This window comes from Cupriavidus neocaledonicus (assembly GCF_000372525.1).
GTDB lineage: Bacteria > Pseudomonadota > Gammaproteobacteria > Burkholderiales > Burkholderiaceae > Cupriavidus > Cupriavidus neocaledonicus.
The window spans coordinates 1-23,387 of sequence record NZ_AQUR01000066.1 but is presented as its reverse complement, the minus strand read 5'-3'; the positions used below and the strand labels follow the sequence as shown (position 1 = coordinate 23,387).

At 62.4% G+C, this 23,387-nt stretch carries 21 protein-coding genes and 1 pseudogene; 15 read left to right on the top strand and 7 right to left on the bottom strand.

All coding sequences use genetic code 11. From position 1 onward, the window contains the following. Positions 1-187 precede the first annotated feature (187 nt). From A3AG_RS0102605 to A3AG_RS0102590, 4 genes are all read right to left on the bottom strand, one after another. Complete coding sequence (locus A3AG_RS0102605; protein ID WP_012354837.1) at positions 188-415, bottom strand: hypothetical protein; 228 nt, start codon at positions 413-415, stop codon at positions 188-190. A 229-nt stretch (positions 416-644) separates the two neighbouring features. Beyond that, a complete protein-coding gene (locus A3AG_RS0102600) occupies positions 645-3,626 on the bottom strand; it encodes a Tn3 family transposase (protein WP_012354836.1) in 2,982 nt (993 codons plus the stop codon). 51 nt (positions 3,627-3,677) lie between these two features. Continuing rightward, positions 3,678-4,112 (bottom strand): hypothetical protein, encoded by a 435-nt coding sequence (locus A3AG_RS0102595; RefSeq protein ID WP_012354835.1) that lies wholly within the window; start codon positions 4,110-4,112, stop codon positions 3,678-3,680. Positions 4,113-4,250: 138 nt separating this feature from the next. Continuing rightward, positions 4,251-5,198: a DNA-binding protein gene (locus tag A3AG_RS0102590; RefSeq protein WP_012354834.1), complete on the bottom strand. Its 948-nt coding sequence runs from the start codon at positions 5,196-5,198 to the stop codon at positions 4,251-4,253. Between the two features lie 164 nt (positions 5,199-5,362). Between A3AG_RS0102590 and A3AG_RS0102585 the strand changes: the two genes are divergently transcribed. The 5 genes from A3AG_RS0102585 (at position 5,363) to A3AG_RS0102565 (ending at position 12,563) form a co-directional block, all read left to right on the top strand. After that, a complete protein-coding gene (locus A3AG_RS0102585) occupies positions 5,363-6,535 on the top strand; it encodes a tyrosine-type recombinase/integrase (RefSeq protein WP_012354833.1) in 1,173 nt (390 codons plus the stop codon). A 549-nt stretch (positions 6,536-7,084) separates the two neighbouring features. Further along, positions 7,085-8,521, top strand: a complete 1,437-nt coding sequence (locus A3AG_RS0102580) for a carbohydrate porin (protein ID WP_081479558.1) — start codon at positions 7,085-7,087, stop codon at positions 8,519-8,521. A gap of 206 nt (positions 8,522-8,727) precedes the next feature. Continuing rightward, the gene (locus A3AG_RS0102575) at positions 8,728-10,464 is read left to right on the top strand and encodes an ABC transporter permease (protein ID WP_012354830.1); all 1,737 of its coding nucleotides are present in this window, start codon (positions 8,728-8,730) and stop codon (positions 10,462-10,464) included. A 13-nt stretch (positions 10,465-10,477) separates the two neighbouring features. Next, complete coding sequence (locus tag A3AG_RS0102570; RefSeq protein ID WP_012354829.1) at positions 10,478-11,776, top strand: ABC transporter ATP-binding protein; 1,299 nt, start codon at positions 10,478-10,480, stop codon at positions 11,774-11,776. 64 nt (positions 11,777-11,840) lie between these two features. Next, complete coding sequence (locus tag A3AG_RS0102565) at positions 11,841-12,563, top strand: MgtC/SapB family protein (protein WP_012354828.1); 723 nt, start codon at positions 11,841-11,843, stop codon at positions 12,561-12,563. Between the two features lie 302 nt (positions 12,564-12,865). On the opposite strand, the gene A3AG_RS0102560 is transcribed toward A3AG_RS0102565, so the two are convergent. Further along, positions 12,866-13,933: a DNA-binding protein gene (locus A3AG_RS0102560; RefSeq protein ID WP_012354827.1), complete on the bottom strand. Its 1,068-nt coding sequence runs from the start codon at positions 13,931-13,933 to the stop codon at positions 12,866-12,868. A gap of 185 nt (positions 13,934-14,118) precedes the next feature. Here A3AG_RS0102560 and A3AG_RS0102555 point away from each other — a divergent pair, with 185 nt between their 5' ends. The 5 genes from A3AG_RS0102555 to A3AG_RS33105 all read left to right on the top strand — a co-directional run bounded on the left by A3AG_RS0102555 (position 14,119) and on the right by A3AG_RS33105 (position 18,574). Further along, on the top strand, positions 14,119-14,355 hold the full coding sequence (locus A3AG_RS0102555; protein WP_012354826.1) for a type II toxin-antitoxin system Phd/YefM family antitoxin: 237 nt from the start codon (positions 14,119-14,121) through the stop codon (positions 14,353-14,355). Next, positions 14,355-14,732, top strand: a complete 378-nt coding sequence (locus A3AG_RS0102550; protein WP_012354825.1) for a type II toxin-antitoxin system VapC family toxin — start codon at positions 14,355-14,357, stop codon at positions 14,730-14,732. The genes A3AG_RS0102555 and A3AG_RS0102550 overlap by 1 nt, the downstream gene beginning before the upstream one ends. Positions 14,733-14,832: 100 nt before the next feature. Further along, a complete protein-coding gene (locus A3AG_RS0102545) occupies positions 14,833-16,083 on the top strand; it encodes a tyrosine-type recombinase/integrase (RefSeq protein WP_012354824.1) in 1,251 nt (416 codons plus the stop codon). Positions 16,084-16,347: 264 nt separating this feature from the next. Beyond that, positions 16,348-17,910, top strand: a complete 1,563-nt coding sequence (locus A3AG_RS0102540; RefSeq protein ID WP_012354823.1) for a Fic family protein — start codon at positions 16,348-16,350, stop codon at positions 17,908-17,910. Between the two features lie 358 nt (positions 17,911-18,268). After that, positions 18,269-18,574, top strand: a complete 306-nt coding sequence (locus A3AG_RS33105; protein WP_232348034.1) for a GSU2403 family nucleotidyltransferase fold protein — start codon at positions 18,269-18,271, stop codon at positions 18,572-18,574. A 32-nt stretch (positions 18,575-18,606) separates the two neighbouring features. Here A3AG_RS33105 and A3AG_RS33100 read toward each other — a convergent pair whose 3' ends face one another. After that, on the bottom strand, positions 18,607-18,867 hold the full coding sequence (locus tag A3AG_RS33100; RefSeq protein WP_256461669.1) for a helix-turn-helix domain-containing protein: 261 nt from the start codon (positions 18,865-18,867) through the stop codon (positions 18,607-18,609). Positions 18,868-19,332: 465 nt separating this feature from the next. Here A3AG_RS33100 and istB point away from each other — a divergent pair, with 465 nt between their 5' ends. The 5 genes from istB (at position 19,333) to A3AG_RS34470 (ending at position 22,903) form a co-directional block, all read left to right on the top strand. Then, complete coding sequence (istB, locus tag A3AG_RS0102525) at positions 19,333-20,100, top strand: IS21-like element helper ATPase IstB (RefSeq protein WP_012354821.1); 768 nt, start codon at positions 19,333-19,335, stop codon at positions 20,098-20,100. A 64-nt stretch (positions 20,101-20,164) separates the two neighbouring features. Further along, complete coding sequence (locus tag A3AG_RS0102520; protein ID WP_232348032.1) at positions 20,165-20,533, top strand: tyrosine-type recombinase/integrase; 369 nt, start codon at positions 20,165-20,167, stop codon at positions 20,531-20,533. Positions 20,534-20,548: 15 nt separating this feature from the next. Continuing rightward, a complete protein-coding gene (locus A3AG_RS0102515; RefSeq protein WP_012354819.1) occupies positions 20,549-21,898 on the top strand; it encodes a tyrosine-type recombinase/integrase in 1,350 nt (449 codons plus the stop codon). Further along, a complete protein-coding gene (locus A3AG_RS34475; RefSeq protein ID WP_116344303.1) occupies positions 21,895-22,200 on the top strand; it encodes a site-specific integrase in 306 nt (101 codons plus the stop codon). Before A3AG_RS0102515 ends, A3AG_RS34475 begins: the two co-directional genes overlap by 4 nt. Before the next feature lie 82 nt (positions 22,201-22,282). Further along, positions 22,283-22,903, top strand: a complete 621-nt coding sequence (locus A3AG_RS34470) for a tyrosine-type recombinase/integrase (RefSeq protein WP_240619779.1) — start codon at positions 22,283-22,285, stop codon at positions 22,901-22,903. A gap of 120 nt (positions 22,904-23,023) precedes the next feature. Here the strand turns inward: A3AG_RS34470 and A3AG_RS31255 are convergent. Further along, positions 23,024-23,387 (bottom strand): annotated as a pseudogene (locus A3AG_RS31255) (DDE-type integrase/transposase/recombinase); the annotation flags it as partial.

Below are 23,387 nucleotides of genomic sequence, written 5' to 3'. Positions count from 1 at the left end.
GGTCCGACGGGCAGCAATGAACGACCGTGGGGGTTCAGTGACCACGAGGATGGTGATGGTATACGAGGGTCGGCCGGGATTCGTGAAATTTTCGCCAAAGTTGGCTTAACTATCTGATCCGTAAAGAAAAAATGTCTCTGCGTCGAGCCAGCCACGGTTGTGTGGGCAACACTTGGCGTGACTGCCGCTATCGCATACGGATGTAGGCACTGAAGAGCCCCGGGTGCAGGTCGCGGAAGGTCTTTCGTCGTTCGAGGAGTTCATGCTGCCGGCCTTCGCGTTCCAGGCTCAGCATGTCGAGCATGAGCGAGGGCATGTCGACCAGTATCTCGATGGTCGGCGCGAGCGCGTCGATCGGATATTCCGAGGTCAGCCGAAGCGGCGCCTCACGTCCGCCGGTGGTCGCGTTGCTCAAGCGCCGCCAGCACGTCATTGCGTAGCATGACGTCGCGGCTGTGTTCGAAGAGGTCGAGCCGATTCGTCACGGTGTTCAGGTCGGTGGTTTTCCAAGAGTCTGCGTCAGTTGCCCGCTTGCAGGAGCGGGTCACGACGGGTAAGCCTTCGACATGCGTCGATGGCGCTGTCTCGCACGACGATGGCGCGCCGCGCTCGCGGAAGTCGCGGGCATTCTTGCCAACCTCCCACTACGCCGCCGATCCGAAAACGAAATCGATCGACGTATCGAGCGGCGGCACCTTCCGCTGGAGATCCACCAAATAGGACCCGAGCCGGTTGATGTGGTCCTTCCGGTAAGGCGACAGCGCCTGGAGCACCTCGGCGTCGACGGGATGGCCCTTCACTTGCAGCTCCTTCAGTTTGCGCGACATCCACTGCACGTTGTAGAGGATGACCATGTTCGCGACGAGTTGGTTGTACTTGATGACTTTGCGCTGCTCGTGCCGGACGTTTTCCGCGATGACGTCGCCGCCGGACATCAGCCATTTCGCGAAATCGTTGAACTGCTCGCTCTTGTTCGTCGCGGCATGGATCGTCCGGCGCATTTCCGGGTCGTTGATATAGCGCAGCAGGAACAGGGTGCGGATCACCCGGCCGAGCTCGCGGAACGCGAAATACAGCTTGTTCTTGACACTCTCGGAGCCGAGGCGGCGCAGGATCGTCGATGGCGTCATACGGCCGGCCTTGATCGAGATGGCAACGCGCAGCATGTCCGGAAAATGCCTTTCGATCAGGGCCCAGTCGACGTTGCCGCGGAACAGTGGCTCGATGTTCCTGTAGCGACGGCGCCGGTCCGCCTTGTAGAAGCGCAGCTCCTTGATGTCGCGAATGCGGGGCATCAGCTTGATGCCGAGCAGGTGTGCGAGTGCGAAGACCGGCGCGCTCTGCGCCTGCGTATCGCCGTGAACCGTGTCCGGCTGCACATCGGAGGTATTCTTGATCAGCCCGTCGAGGATGTAGACGGCTTCATGCACGCCGCACGGGATGAAGTGGCTGAACAGCGCGATGTACTTGTCCGACACGTGGTAGTAGCCGATACCGCCATAGCCGCCGTACCGGATGTGATATTCGGATAGCAGATTCTGCTCATAGAGATTCCATTTCGTGCCGTCGGCCGAAACCCGGCTGCCGGAGCCCCAGAACTTCGGCAGCGCAAACTGGTTGTATGCGTTGATGACCCTGACGATGGCCTTGTCCAGGCGCTCCTCGGTCACGTGGCGCAGATTCAGCCAGGCAAGCTGCTTGCGGCTGAGGTTCTTTACCGAGCGCGCGGTCTGTGCCGGTCCGAGGTTACACCCATAGCAGAACAGCGTTGTGATGAAGCGTTTGCGCGGCTCGTCGATCTTTGCCTCGAAGCCGGATAATGGGCCAAACAGTCGGTGTAAATCGAGCCACTGTTCGGTTTCGGTCAGGATGTCAAGGATGCTCACCGGCCGCATCGACGCCGTGATGGCCTGGTCGATCAACATCTTGTTTGGCGGGTCGGGCTTCTTCTCGAGCTTGTGGAGAATCAGACCCTGGTCGCCAATCTCGACGTAGTCGTTCTCCGGAAAGGTAGCGTCGACCTCGTCTGCCAATGCGCTGAGTTTGTCCTTCAGTTGCTGGACGAAGGCCCGGCCATCGACCGGGAAGTCGACGAATTCGGCATAGCGCGGCAGTTCCTCGCGGAACTCCTCCCACGATATCTGGTGTTCACGGGGATCGTCATACTGGTCGCTGTGCTCGACATAAACGTCGCCGGAGTTCAGTTCACGTCTGAGCTGGCTGAACACGCACAACTCGAAATATTTCCGGTGCAGCAGTCGAGCGGACCGCCCGTCCGGGAAGACAAATTTCTCCCACTTTTCCGGGATCCAGTCGAGCGGCAGCTCGGCGAGGTCCGCGTCGCCCAGCAGCAGGTATTCGCGACGTGACGCCCGGTATGGCTGGATCCAAGCGAGCGCGTCGAGCAGGGTATCGTCCTGCGAGCTAGAGCGCAGCGACAGGATGTCGAGGAATTGGAACAGCAGCGACCGCAGATTCCTGTATGGGGCCAGCAAAAACGGGATGGCGTGATTGCCGGTATATGCGATGTGCTCGTTGCATCGGTTCAGGGCACTGCTGGGATCGTCATTGAGGGATGCCCTCATGCGCGCGATGCGCTCGGCGGCTGGAGCCTCATCGTCTTGCAGGATGTGGAGCACATCGCGAAACTGACTGACAAGCGATTCGAGTTCGTCAGCGTGTGCGAGCCGATACTGTTTCATGCGCAGATCCGCCGTGCCTTCCAGGTTGCGGACCGTCTTGATGAAGATTTCCGCGACGTCATCAAGTGCCTTCTGCAGCTGCGCGAGGATGAACAGCACGGCAAGCGTGTAGCGCTTCGCCGGCTTGAGCACGCGCATCTCATGGATGTCGAGGGCTCGTGCTTCCAGGACGAGCTGCATGCGCTTGGGGACTGAAAGAATGTCCGGCGGGGGCGGCAAGCCGTCGGCCAACTCGGTTATGGCCTGGATGTGCTTGAGGAAGCTTGCCACCTCGCGCGGCCTTGGCCGTTTTGGTTCCCGCTTCAGTTCGTCCCAGGGCGTGCGTCCCGCCCGGTTGATGAAGAGAGCGTCGAGGCGGGCTCTGAGCGGCTCGTCCAGCGCCTCCGAGTAGGCCTGGTAGATGGCCTCGTGAAGCCGGCTGCGGGCGGAAGCAGCAATGCGCGAGAGTGTGGCCAGCGGCGGCAGTTCGTAGCGCTGCCTGATGAGTTCCTCAAGCAGCACGTTGACGATGTCCGGCAACTCTGCCTTCGTGCGCGCGGCGATGTCCGCCACGACAGCAAGCCATTCATGGGTCAGCGCGTCAACAACGCGGATGCCGACAAATTCGCGCAGTACCTTCTGGTGCCGAGACTTGCTGCCCGACCTGTCATAGCGCTTGATCGTTGCGCGGGGCGGCGATCGGACCTTGAGCACCGAGCAAATATGGTCGACGATTTCGGGCGGCACGTCTGACATTGGCGGCATGTATCCCAGACGCTGGAGCAGTTTGAGCTGCGTCAGAATCAGCACGCGTGTTGGCGCCTGCCGGAACTGGCCGTACACGAAGCGGATTTCGGCGGCGCTGGGCGTGAAGACTGCCCGCAACTCGTCTGCCGCAATCTCCGCTGGCAGTAACGGGTACGCGGTTTCGGAAATCTGGTTCATAGGTGCCGCGCGAATCGAGCCAGCCGGTACCGTTGCAGCATTTTCCGCGTGTCAGCGTTGCGGCAATCTGAGCGAGCCCGATAACACCGCAGCGGCAAGGTCCGCATCGCTCATGCCCAGGATCCGGTCGATCGTGCCGTGCGACAGCTCGTCTGTCAGCGCGAGAATATCGTCGAGCAGCGCCGCCAGCCGCTCGATCCGCGCGCTCAGATGAGCAAGTTCTTCGCGCTCCTGCGGTGTGAGCGGCCCGGATCGCCACCGTGTAACCTGCTCGCGCTGGATCGGCAGAAAATCCCGTTGCTCGCCGTAGACCTGGCGCGTCCGGGCCAGGGTGGCGTCGTCAAGCACATGGGGTCGCGACCGGCACCGGGTCAGAGCGTCGAAGGTAGCCTGTACCTCTTCAATCTGCGCGCCGGCGAGATCAAGAATGACCGGCAGCGCAGCGATCGGCTGCCAGGCCGGTGTTTGCGGTTCGTTCGTGTTCATGAGGCTCGGTTTCCTGTCGGGCGGTTGCTCATGGCACTGCATCGGTCCAGCGCCGCCAGGCGAGGACCGAAGGCCCGATTGTAGCGCGGGCGCTGAGGCACTCCGCGGTACTCCGAAAGCCGTTGTTCGCTGTTTGGCTCAACTGGCGCGACGTCTGGCTGTACGCGCTGGCGCGGATTCGTCGCGGCCCTTGAGCTGGCCCTGCAACAGGGCTACCTGCTGGGTCAGGGAATCGCGCTCGCGCCGCAGTTCGCGCGTTTCTTCCATGACACCGGCGAGCTGTTTTTCATGCCGTTCGGCCAGCCGCCGCTGTTCAGCAGCGTCGGCGGAGAGACGCTGCCCGTCGGCCACAAGTTGCTCGTTTCGTTGCCGGGTCTTCGAAACGGCCGCTTCCGCGCGACGCTGGGCTTCGCGCGCTTCGTCGGTCTGCAGCATGACGAGCTTCTGCACGCCTTCGAGCCGGGCGGTGGCCTGGTCGACCTCCGCCCGCAGGGCGGCCTCGTGTTCGGCGCGGGCAGCCCGCACAGCTTCCAGTTCGCGGGCATGGGTGGACTGCGCTTCGTGCAGGGCCTGGTCCGATTGCGCGCGCACGGCATCGCGCTCAGCCACGGCTGCTTCGGCCTGGCGGATGGCTGCGTCCAGCTGGGTCTGGCCCCTGGCGTGATCGGCAAGCGCGGTGGCGAGCCGCGCCTGCAGGTCGTCAACCTGAGTGCGAAGCGTTTGTACTTCCGCCTGCAATCCCGCATTGGCGACCTGCAGCGATTCGGCGCGCGTGGTTGCGGCGGCCGCTTCGGCCTCAAACTCCCCGCTGCGCTGCGCAAAGACCTGTTCTCCCTGCGCGACGGCCAACGCCCAGACAGACAGCATGGCGTTGGCGACGGCTGGCGGCAATGCGGCAGAGAGCGCGTCGTTGCGCGCCTGCTCGTCCTTCCACAGCTTCAGCTCGTCATTGATGGTGGTGCGGCTGCCCTGGCGAATCTCGGCGTAGATCAGGTCGACGGTGAGCTCATGCGGGTGTCGGCCCGCGGCAACCAGGCGCGCGGCTGCTTCACGGGTGCGTAGACGGGTATCGCTGATACGGCTCATGGGCGGAAGCGGCTGAGAGGTGGAATTTCTGGATTCTGAATAATGCATATGATCGTATTACGTTATATACGTAATCACAAGCGCCAGAAATTTACGATAACGCGCATAATCGTAAGCTTCGTAGGTGTACGATGCGGAACCCCGCCGCAAAATCGTGTCAGTCCATGAACTTGCCCGCTCCAGCACACGAATCAGTCCTGCCGATCGTATTGCCCTCTGCACTGGACGGCCGTGACGGCACTAACCGGGCGCGCGCCGCCAACCGGCAGGTCACGGCCGATACCGACCTTGAGGCCGTACGCTTGTGGCTTGCCGAGTACGCCAGTTCGCCGCACACCCTGCGCAGCTACCGAAAGGAAGTGGTGCGGCTGCTCGTCTGGGCAACACGCACGCTGGGCAAGCCGATGTCGAGCCTCACGCGCGAGGATTTCCTGCTTTATGAGCAGTTTCTGGCCGCGCCGACGGCCGACTGGACCGACCCGGCCCTGCCGCGCCGCGGCGGCGCGCGGCGGCTTTTCGATGGGCCGCTGTCCGAGCGCAGCCGCCGTCAGGCGCTCGGCATCCTTTCCGGACTGCTCGACTACCTTGTCGCGGCCGGCTACCTCGCGGGCAATCCGCTTGCCCTGCGCCGCAGCCGCTCAACGCGTGGCTCGCGCGCTCGACGCGTCGAGCGTTATCTCGATCATGCGCTGTGGCAGGTGGTGCTCGCGTCGATGGAGGGCTGGCCGCAGGGCACGCCGCGCGAGTGCCAGCATTACGAGCGCAGCCGCTGGGTGATGCGCTTTCTCTACCATACAGCGCTGCGCGCGAGCGAAGCCGCCCGCGCGAGGGCAGCCGACTTCGTCCAGCGGCGGGGGCGCTGGTGGCTGTACGTTGTCGGCAAGGGTGGCGCCGAGGGCGAGGTACCAGTGAGCGACGCGTTGATGGCCGAGTTTGCTCGCTATCGCGCGTTCCACGGCCTGCCGCCGATGCCCGCGCCCGGTGAGCTGAGCCCGGCCATTCTGAGCGTCGCCGGCGACGCGCAGCGGCACCTCACGCCGACGGCGGTCTATCTGATCGCGAAGGAGGTGTTCCGGCGGGCGGCCGCCGTGTTGGAGGCGAGCGATCCGGCCGGCGCGGTGACGCTGACGCGTGCCTCGACGCACTGGCTGCGCCATTCTGCGGCTTCGCACCAGGCCGACGCCGGCACCGATATCCGTTTTATCCAGAAGAACCTGCGGCATGCCTCGATTGAGACGACTGGCATCTACCTGCACGCCGAGGACGATCGGCGGCATGCGCACACCGTGGGCGAGCAACAGTGTCAACCATCCACCACGCCCGCTTTGCCACAGTAGGCGCTGATCGCCCCTGTCATTTGTGAGGCGCTCGGCCCTTTCCATCGGCCTCGAATGGATCGGCCTAGCCAAGGCCTAGCCGGGGTTTCCGCTGGCGTCGCGTAGGCGCCGGCATCGAGAGAGTCAGTGACTGATTTGGTCCGCCGCCGGGTGAGGCGCATTTTGACGGTTCCGCCGACGAAAACCACGTGTCGCAGAAACACCGCAGTCGCCTCTATGGGCCTCCGAAAATCCATTGCGGTCCCATGAAACATTTTGGTATGCTGCGCCCGGTCATCACTAAGGGTTCTCCCCATGGACTGTTGTTCTAGTCGGCGCCACGCCGATCACTGAACGGCTAGTCAGTCAAGGCGACATCTCGCCACTGCCTAGCCGTTACCGGCGGGTAGTGGCAACCATGCAGATTCTCCTGTGTGGCCACCTCCCGATTTTTCTTGTTAGCGATCTACCGAGTAGGCAGATGCGGGTGACGTTTGCGCTCACTCTTTGGCCCTCTCGGGTAGTCGCCCCGAGCCTACACGCGCCATAGAAGCGCGTGAGGGAGGTCTCATGTCGTTCATTACCTGTTTTCAGTTTGCCTTCTCCGCCCTCACCCTTTTGAAGGGCACTCGTTGGTCGGCCCGCACGCTCGCGGCGCTGACCGTGGTGCTCCTAGCCATTGGTCTCGCACCGGCGCATGCCCAGAACGCCGGTGAAAGCCAGCCGGCTTCCGGCGCTGCCCCCGGCAATGCGACGGCAGATCCGATGGAGGACCGTTTTGCCTTCCACGGGCAAGCCACCTACATCTGGCAGCGCAAGCCTTCGTTTGGCGCGGCCTATTCCGGCGAGCACAGCCTCGGCACGGAACGGGCCAAGAGTTATTCGTTCACCAGCACGCTCGACCTGGGCCTGCGCCTATGGCAAGGGGCAGAGTTTCACTTCAATCCTGAAGTCTCGCAGGGTGTGCCCTTCTCTGGCCTGCATGGTCTCGGAGGCCTGACCAACGGGGAACTGGCCAAATCGTCGGGCACCAATCCTACGTTCTACCGGGCCCGCGCCTTCGTGCGCCAGACCTGGGGCCTGGGTGGTGGCGAGGAGAAGCTTGATGCCGACTTCAACCAGTTTGCGCGAACCGTCGACAAACAGCGCGTCGTGCTGACCGCTGGCAACTTCGGCGTGCTCGACGTCTTCGACCTGAACCCCTACGGCTCCGACCCGCGCACCCAGTTCATGAACTGGTCATCGCTGACACATGGCTCGTTCGACTATCCCGCCGATGCGCGCGGCTACAACTGGGGCGTGTCGCTAGAGTACGTGGGCGATGGCTGGTCGGCGCGCTTTGGTCATTTCCTGCAACCGCTCGAATCCAACGGACTGAAGCTCGACACACGGATGTTTGAGCACTACGGCGACATCCTGGAGCTTGAAAAGCGCTATACCCTCGCTGGCCGTCCCGGAGCGGCGCGCCTGCTGCTCTGGCGCAATAAAGCGAAGATGGGCAAGTTCAGCGATGCCATCGCATTCGGGCAGGCCAACAACGTGACGCCCGATGTTGCCGACGTGCGCGCGGAACATGCCAAGGTGGGCGTGGGCATTACGTTGCTGCAGGAGGTCAATGATTCGCTGGGCGTGTTCTTCCGCGCCAATATGTCGGACGACAAGACGGAAACCTACGCCTTTACCGAGATCGGCAAGCAAATTGCCGGCGGCGGCACGCTCAAAGGCACGTCCTGGGGACGGCCCAATGACGAACTCGGGGTGGCGATGGCCGTCAACATGCTGCGATCACCGCACCGGGACTACCTGGCCGCCGGCGGTCTGGGAGCGTTCCTCGGCGATGGCGCATTGCGCTATGGACCGGAACAAGTGCTCGAGATCTATTACAGCCTGGCGTTGTTGAAGTACTTCAGCGTCAGTCCGAATTTTCAATACATCCGCAACCCGGGCTACAACCGGGACCGGGGGCCGGCAACATTCTATGGCGTCCGGTTCCACGCCGAGTTCTGAGGCGCAGAGCGATAGTATCCCAGTGAACAGGAGGAGCCATTATGGATGACGCCTCTAGTCGCTGTGCTGCGCCTGCCAACTACCCGTAGCCGCTGGCGACCCGGCCAGGGTAGTGAATCCAATGGCTCGCGAACCTGTTCTGACCAAGCTGCCAGCACACGCTTCGTGGGCTTCCGTTTAACCATGCTGTCGGCCAAGGAAGCCCCATGGCAAACGAATTCATGCCGCAACTCCCAGGTACGGCTCGGCGTCTGCTGCCGAACCGCTGGGATTTCATTGCCCTACCACTGATTATCGGCCTGCTGGTAGTGGCCGCGTCAGGCATCCGTGAAACACTGGCACCGCTTGCCGGACCCAGCGCCGAGGCAATTTCGCTAGATCCTGCCATGCTGCCCGAGTACGCCCTGCGGACCACGCTGCGTATGCTGGCCGCGCTGGCGGCGTCGCTGCTGTTCACCTTCACGTATGGCACGCTGGCAGCCAAGAGCCGCCGGGCGGAGAAGGTACTGGTCCCCATGCTCGACATCCTGCAGTCGGTGCCGGTGCTAGGCTATATCTCCTTCACCGTGGTCTTTTTCCTTGCGCTCTTTCCGGGCCGCATGCTTGGCGCCGAGTTGGCGGCCATCTTTGCGATTTTCACCAGCCAGGCTTGGAACATGACATTCAGCTTCTACCAGTCATTGCGCACGCTACCGCCTGACTTGATCGAAGTGTCGAACAGCATGCGCCTAACGCCCTGGCAGAAATTCTGGAAGCTGGAGGTGCCGTTTGCCATGCCGGGGCTGATCTGGAACATGATGATGAGCATGTCGGGCGGCTGGTTCTTTGTTGTCGCCTCGGAAGCCATTACGGTCGGCGACAAGTCAATCACCCTGCCTGGGGTCGGCGCCTTCCTGGCCACGGCCATTGCCGACAGCAATATGGCAGCGGTGGGTTGGGTCATCCTGGCCATGATCGCAGTGATCGTCCTGTACGACCAGTTTCTGTTTCGTCCGATGGTGGCCTGGGCAGATCGCTTCCGACTGGAAAGCACGAGCGCGCAAACCGCGCCGCAGTCCTGGGTGTTGAACCTGGTGCATCGTACCCACTTGATCCAGAGTTTGCTGCGTACCTTCGGCCGCCTGCTGCGCAAGCTGGCGCGGGCCCGCTTCGCGGTGCAACTGCCCGCGGCCTCAGGCCCCCAGCGGGCTGGCCTGGCCCGCGTCGTTGACGTGGTCTGGAGCCTTCTTGTGGCAGTGCTTGCCGGTTATCTGCTGTGGCGGACGGTCAGCTATGTGCACACTGAAGCCGGATTGGACGAAGTTGTGAAAGTCATTGGGCTGGGGCTGCTGACACTGTTGCGCGTGCTGGTGTTGATCGTCCTCACCTCCCTGATCTGGGTGCCGGTTGGGGTCATGATTGGGCTGCGGCCCCGGCTTGCCGAAAAAATCCAGCCACTGGCGCAGTTCCTGGCCGCCTTCCCGGCCAACCTGCTGTTCCCGGTATTTGTGTTCGGCATTGTCCATTTCCATCTAAACCCAGACATCTGGCTGAGTCCGCTGATCGTTTTGGGAGTGCAGTGGTACATCCTCTTCAATGTCATCGCCGGGGCCACCGCATTTCCGAACGACTTCCGCGAAGCGGCCACGAACTTCCGCATTCGTGGCTGGCAGTGGTGGAGGCAGATCATGCTGCCCGGGATTTTTCCCTACTACGTGACTGGCGCCATCACCGCGTCGGGCGGCGCGTGGAACGCGAGCATTGTGTCCGAGGCCGTGTCATGGGGCTCAACCAGCCTGTCGGCGCATGGCCTTGGCGCCTATATCGCCCAGTCCACCGCCGCTGGAGACTATCCCAAAATCGTCCTTGGTATCGCTGTCATGTCGATCATGGTGGTCTGTTTCAACCGTTTTCTGTGGCGTCCGCTGTACGCCATCGCCGAAAGCAAGCTGCGCATGAACTGAGAGGGCAAACATAATGCAAAACGAAATCCTGACCCCTACCCAGAACATCCTGACCGTTCGCGACCTGAGCCACGGCTACGGCCGCGATCAGGGCAAGCGACTGGTGCTGGACGGCGTGAACCTAAAACTGCGCGAAGGCGAAATCGTCGGCCTGCTTGGTCGGTCCGGCTCGGGCAAGTCCACATTGCTGCGCATGATTGCCGGCCTGATTTCGCCCACGTCCGGCCAGCTTGACTACTGCGGCTCACCGATCAAAGGCCCAGCAGAAGGTGTCGCTATGGTCTTCCAGACCTTTGCGCTATTTCCGTGGCTCACCGTCCTCGACAATGTTGAAGCCGGCCTGGAAGCGCTTGGCGTGCCGCCGGCGGAGCGGCGTGAGCGCGCGCTTGCAGCCATCGACCTGATTGGCCTGGATGGCTTCGAGAACGCGTTCCCCCGCGAATTATCGGGCGGTATGCGCCAGCGTGTCGGCTTTGCCCGGGCCCTCGTTGTCAATCCGACCTTGTTGCTGATGGATGAGCCATTCTCGGCGCTCGACGTGCTGACAGCAGAGACCTTGCGTACCGATCTGCTCGATCTGTGGACCGAGCGCATGTTGCCGATCAAGTCGATGCTGATCGTGACCCACAACATCGAGGAGGCGGTGTTCATGTGCGACCGCATTCTGCTGCTTTCGTCCAACCCGGGATCTGTCGTTGCTGAGTTTCAAGTACCCTTCAAGCATCGGCGTGACCGCCTCGAGCCGGCATTCCGCGAACTGGTCGACGAGATCTACGCCAAGATGACGGCCCGCCCGACAAAGGGTGCCGCGCCAAGAAACGGCCTGGACATCGGCAGCCCTTTGCAGCCGGTTTCAACCAATCTGATGGCGGGCCTGATCGAGACGGTAGCCGCTGAGCCCTATCGGGGCCAAGCTGACCTGCCAGAAATCGCAGCCACGATGCACCTGGAAGTGGACGATCTCTTCCCCGTCGCCGAGATCCTCGGGCACCTCGGCTTCGCCGAGCTGCGCGAGGGCGATATTGTCCTGACCGTAGCGGGCTTGCTCTTCAATGAGCATGGTACACAGGAGCGTAAAGCCCTGTTCGCCGAACACCTGGTGCGGCGCGTACCAATGGCCGGCTATATCCGAACTGTGTTGGCTGAGCGAAAGGATCAGCAAGCCCCGCGCGTCCGGTTCGAGCAAAAGTTAGAGGATTTTCTGAGCGATGAGCTGGCTAAGCAGACGCTGGAGGCGATCATTGAATGGGGACGTTATGCTGAGATCTTCTCGTGCGATGACCATACGGAGCGGTTTTCGCTTGAAAGCTAATGCAATTTGGCTGTCCTCAAGCTGAGGCTGCCCACTCTGAGCCCGACTCTGACCAGTTCGAAACATGACCATTGAAGCCATCCAAAACATCAATCTGGATTCCCTGCTCGATACCAGTATCAGCGTGGCCGCGGCATTCGTGCTGGGTGCGATAATCGGTTACGAACGACAGTACCGCCAACGTACCGCCGGCCTACGCACCAATGTGCTGGTGGCTGTCGGCGCTGCCATTTTTGTAGATATGGCCAACCGGCTGGCCGGGCACGATGGTGCCGTGCGTGTCGTCGCCTACGTGGTCTCGGGAATCGGCTTCCTTGGCGCGGGCGTGATCATGCGAGAAGAAGGGAATGTGCGCGGCCTCAATACCGCTGCCACCTTGTGGGGCTCGGCAGCCATAGGTGCGTGTGCCGGCGCGGACCTGCTTCCGGAGGCTACAGTCGGGTGTCTATTCGTGCTGGCTGCAAATACGCTGCTGCGCCCCGTGGTCGACCGTATCAACCGTCAGCCCATCGATACGCCCGCCGTGGAGGTCACTAATACCGTCTATGTCATCGCTCCGCGGGAGCGCCAGAAAGAGGCAATGCGCTTGTTGGATGAGGCCCTGGAGGACAGCAATCATCCCACCCGCGACTTGGTGGTTCACGCCTTTGGTACCGACGACGTGGAGATCGAAGCCGTGCTGATGGCGACCTCAGTCGACGGGGAGAAGCTCGATCACGTTGTTGCGAGACTGGCAGCGTCCAGTGCTGTCAGCCAGGCTTTCTGGAGCCCCAGCACCACTGAGTGATTTGCTGCGGTAAGCCCTGTGTCGGCGAAAGCCATCACAGAGTCCTTTTTTCTGAAGTTAGAGCGGTCGACTGGATCAGTCATGTCCGCAATGGCCTCCGATTTACGGGCATCGGCCTCAGTTCGCTGGGTGTCCGGCGATGAGCGACCAGCGGTCATTCAAGCCACGGTTGGCGACATCCCTATATCGGTCGAGACGGACCGATTTGAGACGATCAGCATGCGGTTCCCGTGGCGCTTGATTTAGCGATGCAGCGTTCGAGGAGCGCGCATGGAACCGAATTCCTCTTTTAGATCAATGTGTTAAGCCATATTTGGCGAAAATTTCGCGAATTCCGGCCGACCCTCCTGACCGTCGCCTTGTTCTTCCGGCACGGTCGCCGCCGAACTGGCTGCCTTGCGCCGCCGGCCCCCTTCGCGTTCGCGCGGCGCGACGCGCAAGGTGGCCAGCAACTGGCGCGCGAGCGCGGCTTCCGCTTCGGCCCGCTCCGCCCGGCGCTGCGCCTGCTCGGTGGCCGCGAGCCGCTCGGCCAGCGCCGCGGCCTGTGCTTCCAGCTTCGTGCGGCCCTCCGCCTGCGCCACCGCCGCATCGCGCGCCTCGCTGCGTGCCACCGCCAGTTCGCCGCGCAGGTCTTCGGCCGTGCGCTCGCTCTTCTGGCGCGCGGTGCGCTCCTGGTCCAGTTCGCGCAAGCTGCGCCGCTCGCTGGCTTCGGCGCGTTCCTGCGCGAGCGTCACCGCCTCGCGCGCCCGCTCCAGCTCCGTCGAGAATTGGGTGCGCAGTTCCGCCAGCTGGCGCCCCGCCGCCTCCAGTTCCCCCCGCCCCGCTTCCCAACGCGCCCGCGTCGCGGCGTGCGCCTGGCGCTCGGCCGCCAGTTCGGCCTGCACGGCGTCGTGCGCCTGGCGCGCCTCGCCCAGCTGCGCCGAGAGCGCCAGCGCGTCTTCGCGCGCGACCGCGGTCTCGGCGCGCGCGGCATCGCGTTCCGATTCCGCGGCATTCGCTGCGTCACGCGCTTCGGCACGCAGCGTGGCGAGTTCCGCCGTGGCGGCCTCGTTGGCCGACTGCCAGATGGTCTGCACCGCCTCGGCGGCGATCTGCTTGAGGGGGTCCGGCAGGTCCGGATGGTCGATGGTCACGCGCGTGCGCCCGCGCAGTTCCTGCCAGAACGCCTGCAGCACCTCGGCGGGCGTGCCCATGCTGCCCTTGCGGACCAAGCTGTAGAGCTTGTTGGCGGTGGGCGTGACACCGTAACGGAAGAACAGCAGGCCGCAGACCTCGCGGTACAGCGCGCGGGTTTCGGGAAAACGGCTGCGTAGTTCGGTCAGGTCAGCCTGCAAGGCGGTGTCGGTCAGATCGAGGTCGGCGGCGGCCATCGGCAAAAAGCGTCGTTGAATTTATATATATTACTACGTAATACGTTATAGATGTAATTTCAATCGACAAAGTTTAGACATAAATCCGCTTATGTCTAGCGAATGCGCGGAGGATCTGGCATCTACGTAACCTTGCGGATCTGAACAGACTAAGCTAGACTAAGTTTCTCTTGCAGGAGAACACTATGCAGACCGTGAACATTCATGAGGCCAAAACCCACCTTTCGCGGCTCATCGAAGAGGTGGCGGCAGGCGACGAGGTCGTGATTGCGAAGGCGGGCAAGCCGGTGGTCCGGATCGTGCCGTTCGCCAAGCCAAAGCCCCCACGGCGCCTCGGCGGGCTGCTGGGCAAGATCCGCACGGCGGATGACTTCGACGCGCCGCTCCCCGATGACTTGCTGGCCGCCTTCGAAGGACGGTAATGCGCATCCTGCTCGATACCCATGTGTTCCTCTGGGCGGTGACGAATGACCCGAAGTTGAGCCAGAGCGCGCAGCGAATGATCCTGGAGGCCGAGGAGGTCTTCATCAGTGCGGCCAGCCTCTGGGAAATCTCCATCAAGGCGGGCCTCGACAAGATCGAAGTCGATGTCGACGAACTCATCGCTGAAATACCCGCCGCAGGCTTTCGCGAACTTCCGGTGACGAACACGCATGCAGCCGCAGTGCGTCATCTGCCAAACCACCATCGCGATCCGTTTGATCGGCTGCTGGTCGCTCAGGCGATCACCGAACCATTGCGACTGCTCTCGGCAGACGAACACGTCTGGAAGTATTCCGACCTCGTCATCCGGGTTTAGGGTCCACAGAAACTTCGGCAGTGGCAGCATAGCAGCCGAGGGCGGCCCGATTTGACCGCTCCCCCAGCTCCGCCGATTCTTGAAAATTCGGCGCCTACTCATGGAATTGCTTCCGCTCCCACCTTCGGACGGCCCGGCCGCCCCGCTCCCCACCGCGCTTCCCATCCCGCTGGAACGCCTGCGCCTGCCTCCGGCACTGTCTGGCGCTGCCGGCAGCAACCGCGCCCCGGACCGCGCCACCGGCATTGCCGCGGGCGACGATCTCGCCGCCGTCACCGCCTGGCTCGCGCGCTATGCCGACAGCGCGGCGACGCTGACCGCCTACCGGCGCGAGGTCGAGCGCTTGATCCTGTGGTCGGTACTGCAATTGGGCAAGCCACTGTCGTCGCTGACGCACGAGGACCTGCTCGCGTATGAGCGCTTCCTCGCCGACCCGCAACCGGCCGCGCGCTGGGTGCTGGCCGGCAGCAAAAAACTCGCGCGCAGTCATCCGGACTGGCGGCCGTTTGCCGGACCGCTGGCGCCCCGCAGCATTCGTCAGGCACTGGTGATCCTGAACGCGCTGTTCGCCTGGCTGACCGAGGCCAGCTACCTCGCCGGCAATCCGCTGGCGCTCGCGCGCCGGCGGCGCGCGCCGACCCGCCCGCGCATCAAGCGCTACCTCAGTCACGAACTGTGGGACGTGGTCAAGGCCACCATCGAGGCGATGCCGGGGACCGCCGACACCGCCACCGAGCGCGAACGCCTGCATGCGGCGCGCTGTCGCTGGCTGCTGACCGTGCTCTACCTGGGGGGTTTGCGCGCGGCGGAGGTCACCGGCACGACAATGGGGGCGTTCTTCTGCCGGCGCGACACCCAGGGCATCGAGCGCTGGTGGCTGGAAGTGACCGGCAAGGGCAACAAGACCCGGCTGGTGCCGGCCACCGACGAGCTGATTGCTGAACTGGCGCGCTACCGCCGCGCCCACGGACTGGCGCCGACGCCGCAGCCTGGGGAGACCCGCCCCTTGCTGCTGCCGGTCATCGGTCAGGAGAACCGTGAACGAGGCCTGTCACGCAGCGCGCTGCACCTGATCCTGAAGGAAGTGTTCGGCCTGGCGGCAGCGAGCCTGCGCGCGCGCGGACCCGAATGGGCGGCGCAGGCCGATGTCCTGGCCAGCGCCTCGGCGCACTGGCTGCGCCACACCGCCGGCTCCCACATGACCGACCGGCAGGTGGATCTGCGTTACGTGCGGGACAACTTCGGGCATGCGTCGATCTCGACGACCAGCGGCTACCTGCACAGCGAGGACGATGCGCGGCACGAGGCCACGCAAGTGCGGCATCGCATCGGCTGGACCAGCAAGACCTAAGGCGCCCCCCCGCCCGGCGAATGGCTCTTTGCGTCGATCGTGCGGGCAACTGAGATTGACACCCGACCCGATCGCGGCCTGCCCTTTTCACACCAGAATCTTGACCGCATGCGCCGCCGCTTGCTCAAGCGAAAGCGCTTGCTTCCGCCAAGCATGCGTTTCCAAAAGCGTTCGACGTCAACAACGAAGTGTCGTTTAAACGATAATCAAGAAATAGCGGAATTTTTAAACATCCGCAGGCCAAATTAAACGACGGAGTTCACGTTGAGCACGGAATGGATAGGGTACAAGTGGCTCGCAGAGCACTATCAGATAACCCCGGTACAGGAATTTCAGATTACCAGCGAGATTGGCGCCGCTCGGCGTTCCGTGGTCACCGAGGGTAAGACGCTGGAGATCTATCCCGCCGGTTCTCGCCAGGAGCCAACGCTGCAGGCCCACCTGACTTATGCGATCCGACAGGAAGGAGTCCATCTCGAGTTCCTGGCACGGCTCTTTGATGTACTTCCCCAGGGAGAGTTGGCTGCCTGGCTGAACAGCGAGCGCACCGGCCAGTATGCCAGACGAGTTGGATTTCTGTATGAATGGCTAACCGGCCGCCAGATCGCCGGCGTCGGGGCCGTGACCGGGGGCAACTACGTCGACGCGATTGACTCTGAGGCTTACTTTGCCGCGACGATACCCACTCGAAATCAACGTTGGCGCGTGCGCGACAACCTTCCCGGCAATCGAGATTTCTGCCCCCTGATTCGACGGACACCCGAAGTCAAGGCGGCACAGGACTACGACTGCGCCGCCCGGCTCGACGAGCTGAATGCCGAGTTCGGGGACAATGTCCTGATGCGCAGCGCCGTCTGGCTGACGATCAAGGAATCCAAGTCGTCGTTTGCGATCGAGCACGAGCAGGACCAACTGGACCGAATTCGCCGATTTGCGGCAGTCATGGAACGGCGGATCGGTGAATACCCCGCGCTACTGTCCCCGGATACGCTAGCCGAGCTGCAGCGAGAAATCGTTAGCGAGCGCAGCACTATTTCCCGTTTCGGGCTGCGGGCCTCGCCGGTGTTCGTTGGCGAAACGCATCGGTTTGAACAGATCGTCCACTATGTCGCTCCGCATTGGGATAGGCTGCGGGACCTGCTGCACGGACTTGAGGTCTTTCTGGAGCGCACCGCCGGGCAATCCTCGGTAATTCGGGCCGGCGCGGCCGCGTTCGCATTCGTTTTCATCCACCCGCTGGCCGACGGAAATGGCCGTATCCACCGGTTCATCATTAACGACGTCCTGCGACGAGATGGTGCCGTGCCGCGACCCTTCATCCTGCCGATCTCGGCTGTCATCACGGAGAAACCGCAGAACATCGCACGCTACGACCATATCCTTGAATGCTTCTCGAAACCATTAATGCGCAGGTACGGCAACCTTTGCGAATTTGCGCCCTCCCGCACGTTGTATCCGGATGGCATTCAATCGAACTTTGAGTTTGCCGGATATGACGCTGCACTACCGGCATGGCGTTACCCCGACCTAACTGTGCAGGTCGAATATATGGCCGACATCATCGACAAAACCATCCGGCAGGAGATGAGGACAGAGGCGGGGATTCTGCAGGAGTGGACAACCGCTCGGCGGATGGTGAAGGACATCATCGACGGTCCTGATGCCGATATCGATCGGATCATCCGCTCGATCAGGGACAATCAGGGTGCAGTCTCCAACAAGCTCCGAAAGGAGTTCCCCATTCTCGAGAATGACCAGATCGTGGCAGATCTGGTTGATAGTCTGAAGACTGCTTTCAAGACTTTCGATAGCGGATCCTCAAGATGACTGCGTTACGTGCGGGATAACTTTGGGCATTCGTCGATCTCCACGACGAACGGCTCCCTGCACAGCGAAGAGGATGCGCCGGGATATCAACCAGCCCGAAGGCGTGCACCGCCACGCGGGTTCAATGAAGGTTGCAGCAGGAACCTGCCTGCAGCGTGGCTGCAATGTCTCATCCGCAATGACACCATCGCGCGACTCAGTTGCCCCCTGCGGTGGATGCTCAAGGCCTGCATGATGCATGGGTTTCAGTATGAAATTTGCATATTGCACTTTTATACTGAAACCCCTTGGATCGTCGGATCGAGTTGGATAAAAATGCGCTGCGCCAGTAACTTGACGCGAAGACGATGTTCGAAGCGTGGTAATCCGCGCGCCGCAAGGCCACAGAAGTTCGCGGCGGCATGCTCTGCGAGATTATGAAGATGACCTCTGGGCAATCCAGGTGCGACGCCCAAATGTCCTGTTGGGGTCGCCTCCATTCTCTGCGCCCATCGTTTCCGTGACCGGAAGAATGGCGCGGATGACGACGATCAGTCCAGCCGCATTCGTCGACTTCGAGCGCTGGATGGCATCCACCCCAGAGCGCGATCCGCTCAAGGTATCTCGCGACAGGCTCCAGGCATCGATCGTGGAAGAGCTCGCCCACCGCCGGCTGGGTGTTTAGCAAGCCGCGCGTTGCCTGCCACATGCTGTTGTCTACTCTTCAACCCCGGCTTTCCGCTCCCTGGCTGCATTTTTGTCCATCTTGGCCGCATGAGCCGCTGCCTGTTCGAGCAACGCCGCATGCGCCCTCGGCACGACGAGCATCGTCAAACCCAGTCCGTCCATCACGCGCAGCGCGTGCGCCAGATTGACGCCCTTGCCGTTCTCCAGCTTGGACAGCATGCCAACGGAAACGCCACAATGAGTGGCGGCCTGGTCAATGGGCATACCTTCCCCTGCCCGCGTTGCCCGTATCCGGTCACCAAGTTAGTCAATGCTGCGGATGGTCGCGCGTGATGGTGGCGTTGGATCAGGAAGAGGCCTCGGCATAGGGCGAAATAAAATTTCACGAAAATGAAATTTTACCATCGCCGTCCACGCGCAATAGGAGCACCGCTTCGGTGTTGCCTTCGCCTTGGAAGCTGACAATGCTGTTGTGGGTAGCTGTCTGGTAGTTAATTGCATTTTTGATTTTTCGCGGCTTCCTGGGGTCATGACAAGAACGTGCTCGAAACCGGTCGCGATAGGCTGACCACGGCCCCTCCTGCCGAGTGGGTCAGTCCCGACCACGCACACCTGCGCGGCCCCAGCTACTACCAGTAACGCTGTCTGCCAGGCAGCACTAACTCCCGCGATTCACCTCAATGGCCCTCGCACACCGCTGGGCAGCCGCCACAGTCGATCTTGCTTGCCTGGCGCTCACAACCGGAACCCAATCTCATGATGACCCACACCACGCTCGCGCAACTGCGCTCACTCAAGCTCGACGGCTTTGCCGCCGCCCTGGAAGAACAGCTTGCCCAGCCCGGCGCCAGCGCGCTCGCCTTCGAGGAACGCCTGGCGCTGCTGATCGACCGCGAACTGCTCTGGCGCAATGACCGCAAGCTTGCCCGTCTCTTGCAGCGTGCCCGCCTCAAGTACCCCCACGCCACCATCGAGGATCTTGACGCCCGTCCAGGCCGCGGCATTGATCGGAAACAGGTCACCAGTCTCGCGCTGTCCGACTGGATCACAACCGGACATACTGTCCTGATCGGTGGCCCGACCGGCGTCGGCAAGACCTGGCTGGCCTGCGCGCTGGCGCAGTACGCCTGCCGCCGCGGGCATTCCGTCGCTTATCTGCGCGTGCCCAGGCTGGCAGAAGAGTTACGTATTCTGCATGGCAGCGGTGGCTTCGGCAAATGGCTGCTGCAGATGGCCAAAACCGACCTGATCGTACTGGACGACTGGGCGGTGGCGCCGCTGGACGCGGTCACGCGCAATGACCTGCTTGAACTCATTGACGATCGCGGCAGCAGCCGTGGGCTACTCATTACCAGCCAACTACCCGTCGAGCACTGGCATGGCTGGATCGGCGATTCCACCATCGCCGATGCGATCCTCGATCGTCTGATGCACCGTATTCACCGCATCACGCTGGCGGGCGATTCGCTCAGAAAGTCTGCTCAAAAAACGAGCACGACATCCAGCGGCAGCCACACTGCTTAGCTTGGCAGAGTAGAATCCGTCCCCGCGCAACACCCTCAACCCATCACCGGTCACGACGCCGGAATTGCCGGTCACAATCAGCCGGAAACTGCGGGGCCACAGCGGTCACGATAAAACGGAATCAGTGGTCACGATGCCGGAATCGTCGGTCACATTCACCGGAATACGCACCAACGGCTCAAGCCTGTACACCTCACTGCGCAGGCGGCTCGATGCTGCAGGCGTGCAAACCAATGGCAAGCGCGGACCGCATGCCTTCCGGCACGCGCGTGCCATCAGCCTATTGCGCGGCGGGGTGCCGCCCAAGCTGATTGAGGACGTGCTGGGGCACCGCTCATCAAGTTCCGTGTTGCCGTACCTGAAGCTCGCTGTCGATGAACTGCGCGACGTCTCCCTGGAGATCAGCGAACTCCTGACCGACGGGGCGCAATGAATACGTGGCTCGAAGATGAAGTGCGACGCGATCGAGCGTCACGTACATCACCTGGGGCTGCGCAGTCGCGATACGGCCAAGGTCTACCGTTGTGTTTTGCGCGGGTTCCAGCGTTTCGTGCGGCAACGTGGCGATGCCGCAGTCAGCACCTCTACGATGCAGGGATGGCTGCTGGAGCGCGCGCGGCACTCGCCTGTCCACATGGTGCTGCACCGGGCGTGCATCGTTGATCGCTTCCTAGATTATCTCCACTCGGAGGGCATGATTTCGCACAACCCACTGGCGGAGCTGCGCTCCTGCTATGGTCAACGATACGGCACGCCAATCGCGCGTGCGCTGCTCGCAGCCGAACCTCTGCAGGCGCTCGAGTCTCTGCGCCCGCCGGCTCGGTTCGCCAGCTTTCTCGGCGAGATGCTGCGCGAGCATGTGGAGCTCATGCGCGCGGTAGGCTACCGTTATGAGACACAGTCGGGCTGGCTCCTGCGTTTCGACCGGTTCCTGCAAGGTCGCCCGGAACTCCCCGGGCGACCGCCGGCGGTACTGTTGCAGCAGTGGGCCGCACAGGGCCGGACGCTGAATCACGCCTGGGAGTGCCAACAGGCGGGACGCGCCCTGTTGCGCGCATGGCGACGTGTCGATCCGAGCGTCGCACTGCCGCCGCCGGATCGTCGACTGAAGCACCGCATCGAATGGGAACGTCGGCGTCCGTACATCTATACCCCGCAAGAGCTGCAGTTGTTGTTCGACACCGCGCGCGCCTTCCCATCTCCTCGCGCTCCGCTCCGGCCACTTGCGCTGTACACAATGCTCGTACTCGCCTGCTGCGCCGGACTGCGTCTTGGTGAACTCGCGCGGCTGGATCTTGGGAACTTCGACCTCAGCACGGGCATGCTGGAAGTTCGCGAGACGAAGCTCTTCAAATCCAGAAGCCTGCCCCTGTCTGACAGTGTGGTGGCAGCGCTGCGCGAGTATCTCGACGCGAGACGACGCGCCGGAGCACCGCAGGACGGCGACAGCGGCTTGTTCTGGCATCAGCAGGCTGCCGGTCGCTACTCGCGGGTGATGATCGAGAAGTTGCTGGTGGCCGTGTTGAGACGCGCCGGGCTCAAGCCCGAACAGGGACGCTGCGGGCCTCGAATCCATGATCTTCGGCACGTTTTCGTCGTCTATCGGATGCTTTCCTGGTATCGCCAAGGAATCAATCCTCAGGCGCGGCTGCCGTACCTGGCAACCTACCTAGGCCACAAGGACATCAACTCCACGCTCGTCTACTTGACCGTGACGCAGGAACTGCTGCAGCTCGCCAGCGAGCGGTTTCGACATCTGGTGCTGCATCAGGTGCACATCCCCGGGAGAGCATCATGATGAAGCCGACCGATCCTTTCCCGCGACTGCTGCGGACCTTCTTCTATGAGCGGCTGGCAGAACAGCGCAACGTCTCCGCCCACACGATACGTTCCTACCGAGACGCCTGGCGACTGTTCCTGCGTTTTGTCGCTGAGCGCCGACGTTGTCGTGTCGCCGATCTCACGCTGCAAGCGCTAAACGCAACCGAGGTCGCTGCGTTCTTGCAGCACAGCGAGCGCGAGCGCAAGGTCTCTATCGGCACGCGCAAACTGTCGTCTCGCTGCGTTGCGCAGCTTCTTCAGTTTCGTCGCCGAGCGTGACCCCACAGCCATCGAGCAGTGTTCCGAGGTGCTGCGAATTCCGACTAAGAAGGCGCCGATGCCGGTGCGCCAGGAGCTCCACATGCACAAGATCGAGGCAATCCGGGCGCAGCCGGATCGCACCCAGCTGGAAGGACAACGTGATCACGTGCTGCTATGGCTCCTTTATAACACGGGTGCGCGGATACAAGAGGTGCTCAATCTTTGTCCTGCCGACATCCGATTCGACCCACCGAACTGCGTGCGACTGCTCGGGAAGGGCCGCAGGGAACGCATCTGCCCGCTGTGGCCAGAGATCGTCGAGTTGCTAAAGGCATTGCTGCAGCGGCAACCGTGCGCTAGCAACGAAAGGTTGTTTGTCAATCGATATGGCATGCCTCTGGGACCCTCGGGAGTCCGCTTCAAGCTCACGCAGTACGTGCGTAGCGCCGCTGCGGTTGTGCCGACGTTGGCATCGAATAAGATCTCGCCGCACACTTTTCGGCACGCGGCTGCGGTCCACCTGGTCGCCGCTGGCGTCGATGTCACCGTGATCCGGAGTTGGTTGGGGCACGCGAGCCTCGACACCACCAATCACTACGCCCAAGCAAATTTGGACACCAAACGCGAAGCCCTGCAGCGGCTGCAGCCGCATTCGAAGATCGACAAGCCACCACCATGGCGCCGCAACGAGGACTTGCTCACTTGGCTGGAATCGCTTTGAGCTGGCCTACCAAATCTGAAGGAACTGTCGCTGTTGGGTATGGAGGAGCAAAGGACGGGGCGAGTTCCTTCGGATTTCTCGCTGCTGCTGATTACCTGAGTAATCGGCAGCTGCCGATTATTCAGGCACGCCGCCGAAGAAAGCCAGCGCCTCTTCCAGACAGGCGCATAGCGTGGCGGTGTCCTCGCCGGCCGTGAAACGCACGAAGCTCGCGCGGCTGTAGCCCAGCGTCGCCACCAGTGCCAGCAGTGGCTCGCGCCCGCGCCGAATGACTGTGAAGTCGGCCTGCATTTGCTTGCCAGGGGCCGTCTCGAAGCGCACCAGCGGCTCGGGCTCGGCGCNCTTATGCGGCGCCAGAAACACCTCGAGCTGGCTGACGCCACCGTCGTAGCCGCGTTCGCGCAACTCGCGTAGCAGCACGGTCGCCGGAATCCAGCGCGGGCGTGCCGCTTCGATGCGCTCCAGCAAATAGCCGTGGTGCGGC

Bases quoted from the DNA above. Each gene is read 5' to 3' on its own strand.
- A3AG_RS0102560 (WP_012354827.1), bottom strand. From the start codon at position 13,933: ATGGCCGCCGCCGACCTCGATCTGACCGACACCGCCTTGCAGGCTGAC.
- A3AG_RS0102570 (WP_012354829.1), top strand. From the start codon at position 10,478: ATGCAAAACGAAATCCTGACCCCTACCCAGAACATCCTGACCGTTCGC.
- A3AG_RS0102550 (WP_012354825.1), top strand. From the start codon at position 14,355: ATGCGCATCCTGCTCGATACCCATGTGTTCCTCTGGGCGGTGACGAAT.
- A3AG_RS34475 (WP_116344303.1), top strand. From the start codon at position 21,895: ATGATGAAGCCGACCGATCCTTTCCCGCGACTGCTGCGGACCTTCTTC.
- A3AG_RS0102565 (WP_012354828.1), top strand. From the start codon at position 11,841: ATGACCATTGAAGCCATCCAAAACATCAATCTGGATTCCCTGCTCGAT.
- A3AG_RS0102515 (WP_012354819.1), top strand. From the start codon at position 20,549: ATGAAGTGCGACGCGATCGAGCGTCACGTACATCACCTGGGGCTGCGC.
- A3AG_RS34470 (WP_240619779.1), top strand. From the start codon at position 22,283: ATGCACAAGATCGAGGCAATCCGGGCGCAGCCGGATCGCACCCAGCTG.
- A3AG_RS0102575 (WP_012354830.1), top strand. From the start codon at position 8,728: ATGGCAAACGAATTCATGCCGCAACTCCCAGGTACGGCTCGGCGTCTG.
- istB (WP_012354821.1), top strand. From the start codon at position 19,333: ATGATGACCCACACCACGCTCGCGCAACTGCGCTCACTCAAGCTCGAC.
- A3AG_RS0102585 (WP_012354833.1), top strand. From the start codon at position 5,363: ATGAACTTGCCCGCTCCAGCACACGAATCAGTCCTGCCGATCGTATTG.
- A3AG_RS0102590 (WP_012354834.1), bottom strand. From the start codon at position 5,198: ATGAGCCGTATCAGCGATACCCGTCTACGCACCCGTGAAGCAGCCGCG.
- A3AG_RS0102595 (WP_012354835.1), bottom strand. From the start codon at position 4,112: ATGAACACGAACGAACCGCAAACACCGGCCTGGCAGCCGATCGCTGCG.
- A3AG_RS0102545 (WP_012354824.1), top strand. From the start codon at position 14,833: ATGGAATTGCTTCCGCTCCCACCTTCGGACGGCCCGGCCGCCCCGCTC.
- A3AG_RS0102580 (WP_081479558.1), top strand. From the start codon at position 7,085: ATGTCGTTCATTACCTGTTTTCAGTTTGCCTTCTCCGCCCTCACCCTT.
- A3AG_RS0102600 (WP_012354836.1), bottom strand. From the start codon at position 3,626: ATGAACCAGATTTCCGAAACCGCGTACCCGTTACTGCCAGCGGAGATT.
- A3AG_RS0102555 (WP_012354826.1), top strand. From the start codon at position 14,119: ATGCAGACCGTGAACATTCATGAGGCCAAAACCCACCTTTCGCGGCTC.